Raw genomic sequence first — 6,431 nt, forward strand, 5'->3', positions numbered from 1 at the left:
TATGTGGTATTTCGCCTGGATCCTCGGCACGCTGTTAGCTTGTAGTTTTGCAGTGATTGCAGCATTAGCATTAGAGCACTCAGAAGACTCTAAAACAGCTAAAGATGGTGAGTAATAAAAATGCTGGTGGATAAAACCTATCAGCTATTGGATAAGGGGCCGATAAGGGCCCTTATCCTTATTTTAGCTTTAGTAACTGCAGGTGCAGTCATGTGGGATCCAACCCTATTTGCTGCGAAAACGAGTTCATTTCAGATATGGCAAGGGCTGTTGTTAATATGGGCAACATGTACCGCGATGATTTTTGGTGTGGGTTTTAAACCTAAAAAAGTTATCTTCCGTGCAATTTTCCATCCATTGCCAGCTGCCATCATTCTTATTTGGGGACTTTTTCAGGTCTTTAGATAATTCTAATTGCTAATTATGGGTCAATGGACCCATAATTATTTTTGATATCTTTACTTTCAAAGTGATTCCAAACTGGCACTGTCTTGCGTATAGTGGCACCGTTAATTAATTTAACCTAAGACGGAGTGATTGTTATGTTATTTCGCTGGCCTGTTCGCGTGTATTATGAAGATACAGATGCGGGCGGTGTTGTTTATCATGCACGCTATTTAGCCTTTTTTGAGCGAGCAAGAACCGAAATGCTGCGAAATAAAGGTATCAATCAACAAAGTATGCTTGCTGAAAACCTTGGCTTCGTTGTGCGAAGCATGACAATTGATTTTGTCAAAGGCGCTAAGCTAGATGACCTGCTGGAAGTTGAAACGCAAGTTATTGAAATGAAACGCGCTTCATTAACTTTTCAGCAAAGGTTAGTTGATTCGCAAGGTAACCTGCTTTGTGGGGCAAATGCCCTTATTGCTTGTGTGGACACATCAAAAATGAAGCCGATTGCGCTTCCTAAGTCTATTGTCGCGGAGTTTAAACAGTGACTGACATGAATATCCTGGATTTATTCCTTAAAGCGAGCCTTTTGGTTCAGCTCATTATGTTCGTTTTGATCGGTTTTTCTATCGCATCATGGGCGATCATTATTCAAAGAACGAAAATTTTAAATGCGGCAACTCGTGAGGCTGAAGCATTTGAAGATAAGTTCTGGTCAGGTATCGAGTTATCGCGCTTATATAAAGAAAGCCAAGCTCGCCGTGATGAATTGAGTGGTGCCGAACAAATTTTCCATTCTGGTTTTAAAGAGTTCGTTCGTTTACACCAAGCGAATATTCATGCGCCAGATGCGGTAGTCACGGGGGCTTCTCGTGCAATGCGTATCTCAATGAATCGTGAACTTGAATCAGTTGAAGCGCATATCCCATTTTTAGGTACTGTTGGTTCAATTAGCCCTTATATTGGTTTATTTGGTACCGTTTGGGGGATTATGCATGCATTTATTGCATTGGGCGCGGTAAAACAAGCAACATTACAAATGGTTGCACCGGGTATTGCTGAAGCATTGATTGCAACCGCAATTGGTTTGTTTGCAGCGATCCCTGCAGTTATGGCATTTAACCGTTTGAACTTACGTGTCAGCAAATTAGAGCAAAACTACGATAACTTTATGGAAGAGTTTTTAGCCATCTTGCATCGTCAAGCTTTCTCTGCTGATAAGAAATAAGACGGGGGAGATAAGCGAATGGCGCGCACAAGTCGCAGACGTGAGCTGAAATCCGAAATCAACATTGTTCCATTACTGGACGTATTGTTGGTACTGTTGCTGATATTTATGGCAACAGCACCGATTATTTCTCAAAGTGTGGAAGTTGAATTGCCGGATGCAACAGATACACAAACCGTCTCATCAAGTGATAACCCACCGATTATTTTAGAAGTGTCGGGGGTTGGCCAATATAATATGCGTCTTGATGGTGAGGTTTTAGAATTGTTACCACCAGAGCAAATTGCGGCAGAAGCAAAATCTCAATTAGAGAAAAATCCAAAAGCGATTTTCTTGATTGGTGGAGCAAAAGAAGTCCCTTATGAAGAAGTGATTAAGGCGCTGAATATATTACACAGCGCAGGGATAAAATCGGTTGGCTTGATGACTCAGCCTATTTAGGCTGGGTTATTGTCGTTTGAATAAGTCACAATTCTTTTTTTGGATACCAGAGTGGGAAAGACAAAAGAGAAAAAAGATAACTTAAATCGATCATTAGTGATGTCAATTGTATTGCACGTCCTATTGATCGGCTTGATTGTTATAGGCTCTTTAGTTTCCGTCGTCAAACTTGGTGGTGGCGGAGAAGAGGGAACTGTCATCGATGCTGTGATGGTTGACCCTGGCGTGGTTGTTGAGCAATATGAAGAAATGCAAAGGCAGCAAAATAACGTCAGACAAGCGGCGAAAGAGCGTAAAGAGCAAGAACAAAAGCAAGAGGCTGAGCTTAGAGAGCAGCAAGAAAAGGAACAAAAGCGTCTTCAGCAGCTTGAAGAAGAGCGTATTAAAACTGAGCGTGCAACGGCGGAGCAACAAAAGCAAGCCGAAGAACAACAGAAGAAAGCGTTAGAAGCGGCTAAAAAAGCGAAGGAAGAGCAAAAAATAGCTGAAGAAGCTGCCGCGAAAGCGAAAGCAGAAAAAGAAAAATTAATTAAAGAGCAAGCCGCTGAAAAGGCGAAAGCTGAGGCACAAGCTCAGAAAGAAGCAGAAGCGGCGAAAGCCAAAGCTGAAAAAGAAGCTAAAGAGAAAGCCGAAAAAGAAGCCAAGGAAAAAGCAGAAAAGGACGCTAAAGTAAAAGCTGAGAAAGAAGCTAAAGCTAAAGCCGATAAGGAAGCCAAAGAAAAAGCAGATAAAGAAGCGAAAGCCAAAGCGGCAAAAGCTAAGGCTGAGGCTGCAAAAAATGCGGCTTCCGTTGACGATTTGCTTGGTGATTTAACGGCATCAGGCCCTAGCAAGCAAGGTGGCGAAGCTGCAGCTGGAAAAGGTGGCGGTAAAAAATCAGGGGCATCCAATGCTGATGTGGACAGCTATGCTGGTAAAGTCAAAGCGGCTATCCAGAGTAAGTTTTATGATTCAGATACTTTCCGTGGGCGTACTTGTGAACTTCAATTGAAGCTCGCGCCAGATGGGTTATTGGTGAGTATTACACCAAAAAATAGCCCGGCCAATGACGCGGCACTCTGTGATGCAGCAATCCGAGCAGCAAAACTTGCAACGATGCCTAAACCACCTAGCAGAGAAGTCTATGATACGTTTAATAAAGCAGGTAGCACGGTTGTGTTTAAACCTTAATATTCAATAACTCAGAGCAGTCTGTATTGATATTATTAAGGCAATAGCATAAATAGTTTGTGTGGTATCTAGTTTTGTTATTATACCTTTGTTAAAATTCAGCGAATTATTGCGGTAGTAAATAATCCGCAGTAAGGGAGATAAGAATGAAGCAGGCTTTTAAAGTAGTTTTAGGGTTCCTAATGCTATGGGCGACAGTGGCTCAGGCTGAAATACGTATTGAGATCACTGAAGGCGTTAACTCAGCTCAACCTATTGGTGTTGTTCCGTTTAAATGGTCAGGTGCCGGCGCACCACCACAAGAAGTCGGCCAAATAGTCGGTGCTGATTTACGCAATAGCGGGAAATTTAACCCTATCGAACCAAGCCGTATGCCTCAACAGCCGGGTACCGCTTCTGAAGTGATTCCTGAAGCGTGGACAGCGTTAGGTATTAACGCAGTTGTTGTGGGGCAAGTACAGCCTGCAGCAGATGGTAGCTTTGTTGTTAGCTATCAGTTAGTTGATGTCGCGGCTAACCCAGGTGCTGTTTTATCTCAGAACCAATATAAAGTAACAAAAGAATGGTTACGTTATGCAGCGCATACTGCAAGTGATGAAGTCTTTGAAAAATTGACAGGTATTCGTGGTGCATTCCGTACACGTATTGCTTATATTGTTGTCAACAAAGGCGGTCAGTATCCATATGAATTACGTGTTTCTGATTACGACGGTTTTAACCAGTTTACGGTTCACCGTTCACCAGAACCTTTGATGTCGCCAGCATGGTCACCAGATGGTGAAAAACTGGCTTATGTTACATTTGAAAGCGGCAGTTCAGCACTTGTCATTCAAACCTTATCGACAGGAGCGGTTCGTCAGGTAGCATCATTCCCTCGTCACAATGGGGCACCTGCATTCTCTCCGGATGGGACTAAACTGGCATTTGCATTGTCTAAAACAGGCAGCTTGAATTTATATGTAATGGACTTAGCGAGTGGGCAAATTCGTCAGGTAACCGATGGTCGTAGTAACAATACCGAGCCAAGCTGGATGCCAGATAGCCAAACTTTAGTCTATACTTCAGATCAGGCAGGACGTCCGCAGATTTATAAAATGAATATTAATGGTGGCAGCCCTGAGCGTGTGTCCTGGGAAGGAACACAAAATCAGGACGCTGATGTTAGCCCGGATGGTACTTTCTTAGTGATGGTCAGCTCCGGTGGCGGTCAGCAACATGTCGCCAAACAAGATCTGGCAACGAATAACGTTGAATTTTTAACGAAAACGTTCCTAGATGAAACGCCGAGTATCGCACCTAACGGCACTATGGTAATTTATAGCTCCTCTCAAGGCTTGGGGACTATATTGCAGCTAGTTTCGACCGACGGGCGTTTCAAAGCGCGTCTTCCGGCTACCGATGGACAGGTTAAATTTCCTGCCTGGTCGCCGTATCTGTGATGCATAATAATAATGTGTGGCAAAAAATATTAAGGATCAAAACGATGCAACTGAATAAAGTGCTTAAAGGGCTGATGATCGCGTTACCAATCATGGCAGTCGCAGCTTGTAGCTCTAACAAAAACAATGACCAAGATGGCGTAGATACTTCTACTAACCAAACTAATACTGGTCTGTCTGCGGAAGAGCTGGCACGTCAGCAAATGGAACAGCTGCAACAAAACAACACTGTTTACTTTGGCTTTGACAAATACAACGTATCTCCAGAATACGCTGAAATGTTAGATGCACACGCAGCATTCCTGCGTAGCAACCCATCTGTACGTGTTGTTGTTGAAGGTCATGCGGATGAGCGTGGTACTCCAGAATATAACATCGCCCTGGGCGAGCGTCGTGCTAATGCAGTTAAAATGTACCTGCAAAGCAAAGGTGTTTCTGGTGACCAAGTTTCACTGGTTTCTTACGGTAAAGAAAAACCAGCTGTGTTAGGTCATACTGAAGCAGACTACGCGAAAAACCGTCGTGCAGTCATTGCATACTAATAGATAAGCGAAATTATCTATTATGAACAGTAACTTCAGACACTTACTAGTCGGTCTGTCGTTATTGGTTGGCGTAGCGGCCCCTTGGGCCGCTATTGCCCAAGCGCCAATCAACAATGTCGGATCTGGTTCAACAGCAGACCGCCTTACCCAACTTGAGACAGCAGTTAGCTCTCAAGGTCAAATTCTGTATCAAATTCAACAGCAACTTGCTGACAATCAACGCGACATCGACATGTTACGTGGTCAGATTCAAGAAAGTGAATACAAATTGAATCAAGTCATTGAGCGTCAGAAAGATTTATACATGCAATTAGACAATGCAGGTGGCGGTAATTCAGCAACCTCAGGCGATACAGCAACACCTGACACTAGCGCATCAAATGGATCATCTTCCTCAGCGACACCTACGGCAGCGGCCAATACAGGTGGAAATGAGAAAGATGATTACAATGCTGCAGTCAAATTAGCGATGGAAAGCAAATCCAAAGCTCAAATTGACCAAGCAATAGGTGCATTACAAGGTTTTATTAAAGCCTACCCTAAGTCTGGGTATCAATCTAACGCCAACTATTGGCTGGGGCAGTTAAACTACAATAAAGGTAGCAAAGACGATGCTGCTTTTTATTTCGCCACTGTAGTTAAGCAGTATCCTAAATCCCAAAAAAGCAGCGAAGCCTTATATAAAGTTGGGCTGATCATGCAAGATAAGGGACAAAAAGATAAAGCGAAAGCTGTTTACCAACAGGTATTGAAACAATATCCAAACAGTGCTGGTTCAAAATTAGCCGAAAAAAAGCTGAGTACACTTTAATTTATAGCCCCGAAGCAATATTACCGAATATTTCGGGGTTATCAGTATGATAAGTGTGCGTTTAATCTTTTTTTGCAAAAAAATCATTGCACCCTCGTCAGAAATCAGTAATATAAGCCGCCGTTGATACGAGAATACGGTTAGCCGAAAATCTCGAAAAACAGAAAGAAATTTAGTTTTAGATGGGTCGTTAGCTCAGTCGGTAGAGCAGTTGACTTTTAATCAATTGGTCGCAGGTTCGAATCCTGCACGACCCACCATCTAAAACCTATAGTAGTAAAAAAAGCAATTTAGATGGGTCGTTAGCTCAGTCGGTAGAGCAGTTGACTTTTAATCAATTGGTCGCAGGTTCGAATCCTGCACGACCCACCACCTAAAACCTATAGTAGTAAAAAGAAGTAATCCAG

General features: G+C 42.9%; 9 protein-coding genes and 2 tRNA genes. All 11 read left to right on the top strand.

Features of this window, described 5'->3' with window-relative positions:
- Window position 1 precedes the first annotated feature (1 nt).
- Window positions 2–115 (top strand): cytochrome bd-I oxidase subunit CydX, encoded by a 114-nt coding sequence (gene cydX / locus PSF31_RS19720; RefSeq protein ID WP_004256792.1) that lies wholly within the window; start codon window positions 2–4, stop codon window positions 113–115.
- 5 nt (window positions 116–120) lie between these two features.
- Window positions 121–408, top strand: a complete 288-nt coding sequence (gene ybgE / locus PSF31_RS19725) for a cyd operon protein YbgE (protein WP_004256791.1) — start codon at window positions 121–123, stop codon at window positions 406–408.
- 134 nt (window positions 409–542) lie between these two features.
- Window positions 543–938, top strand: a complete 396-nt coding sequence (gene ybgC, locus PSF31_RS19730; protein WP_096865176.1) for a tol-pal system-associated acyl-CoA thioesterase — start codon at window positions 543–545, stop codon at window positions 936–938.
- Window positions 935–1,618: a Tol-Pal system protein TolQ gene (gene tolQ / locus PSF31_RS19735; protein WP_004256787.1), complete on the top strand. Its 684-nt coding sequence runs from the start codon at window positions 935–937 to the stop codon at window positions 1,616–1,618. The genes ybgC and tolQ overlap by 4 nt, the downstream gene beginning before the upstream one ends.
- Before the next feature lie 18 nt (window positions 1,619–1,636).
- Window positions 1,637–2,059 (top strand): colicin uptake protein TolR, encoded by a 423-nt coding sequence (gene tolR, locus PSF31_RS19740; protein ID WP_004256786.1) that lies wholly within the window; start codon window positions 1,637–1,639, stop codon window positions 2,057–2,059.
- A gap of 51 nt (window positions 2,060–2,110) precedes the next feature.
- Window positions 2,111–3,229 (top strand): cell envelope integrity protein TolA, encoded by a 1,119-nt coding sequence (gene tolA, locus PSF31_RS19745; protein WP_004256784.1) that lies wholly within the window; start codon window positions 2,111–2,113, stop codon window positions 3,227–3,229.
- A gap of 146 nt (window positions 3,230–3,375) precedes the next feature.
- Window positions 3,376–4,668, top strand: a complete 1,293-nt coding sequence (gene tolB, locus PSF31_RS19750; protein ID WP_004256782.1) for a Tol-Pal system beta propeller repeat protein TolB — start codon at window positions 3,376–3,378, stop codon at window positions 4,666–4,668.
- 44 nt (window positions 4,669–4,712) lie between these two features.
- The gene (pal, locus tag PSF31_RS19755) at window positions 4,713–5,210 is read left to right on the top strand and encodes a peptidoglycan-associated lipoprotein Pal (RefSeq protein WP_004909091.1); all 498 of its coding nucleotides are present in this window, start codon (window positions 4,713–4,715) and stop codon (window positions 5,208–5,210) included.
- A 22-nt stretch (window positions 5,211–5,232) separates the two neighbouring features.
- Complete coding sequence (cpoB, locus tag PSF31_RS19760; protein ID WP_004256777.1) at window positions 5,233–6,024, top strand: cell division protein CpoB; 792 nt, start codon at window positions 5,233–5,235, stop codon at window positions 6,022–6,024.
- 184 nt (window positions 6,025–6,208) lie between these two features.
- Window positions 6,209–6,284, top strand: a tRNA-Lys gene (locus PSF31_RS19765).
- A gap of 36 nt (window positions 6,285–6,320) precedes the next feature.
- A tRNA-Lys gene (locus PSF31_RS19770) sits at window positions 6,321–6,396 on the top strand.
- The last annotated feature ends 35 nt before the right edge of the window (window positions 6,397–6,431 follow it).

Origin of the sequence: Providencia sp. PROV156, from assembly GCF_028480905.1 — a bacterium.
Classification (GTDB): Bacteria; Pseudomonadota; Gammaproteobacteria; order Enterobacterales; family Enterobacteriaceae; genus Providencia; species Providencia hangzhouensis.

What these genes read in the sequence shown, in the direction of transcription:
- cydX (WP_004256792.1), top strand. Translation starts at nt 2, where the DNA reads ATGTGGTATTTCGCCTGGATCCTCGGCACGCTGTTAGCTTGTAGTTTT.
- ybgE (WP_004256791.1), top strand. Translation starts at nt 121, where the DNA reads ATGCTGGTGGATAAAACCTATCAGCTATTGGATAAGGGGCCGATAAGG.
- ybgC (WP_096865176.1), top strand. Translation starts at nt 543, where the DNA reads ATGTTATTTCGCTGGCCTGTTCGCGTGTATTATGAAGATACAGATGCG.
- tolR (WP_004256786.1), top strand. Translation starts at nt 1,637, where the DNA reads ATGGCGCGCACAAGTCGCAGACGTGAGCTGAAATCCGAAATCAACATT.
- tolB (WP_004256782.1), top strand. Translation starts at nt 3,376, where the DNA reads ATGAAGCAGGCTTTTAAAGTAGTTTTAGGGTTCCTAATGCTATGGGCG.
- pal (WP_004909091.1), top strand. Translation starts at nt 4,713, where the DNA reads ATGCAACTGAATAAAGTGCTTAAAGGGCTGATGATCGCGTTACCAATC.
- cpoB (WP_004256777.1), top strand. Translation starts at nt 5,233, where the DNA reads ATGAACAGTAACTTCAGACACTTACTAGTCGGTCTGTCGTTATTGGTT.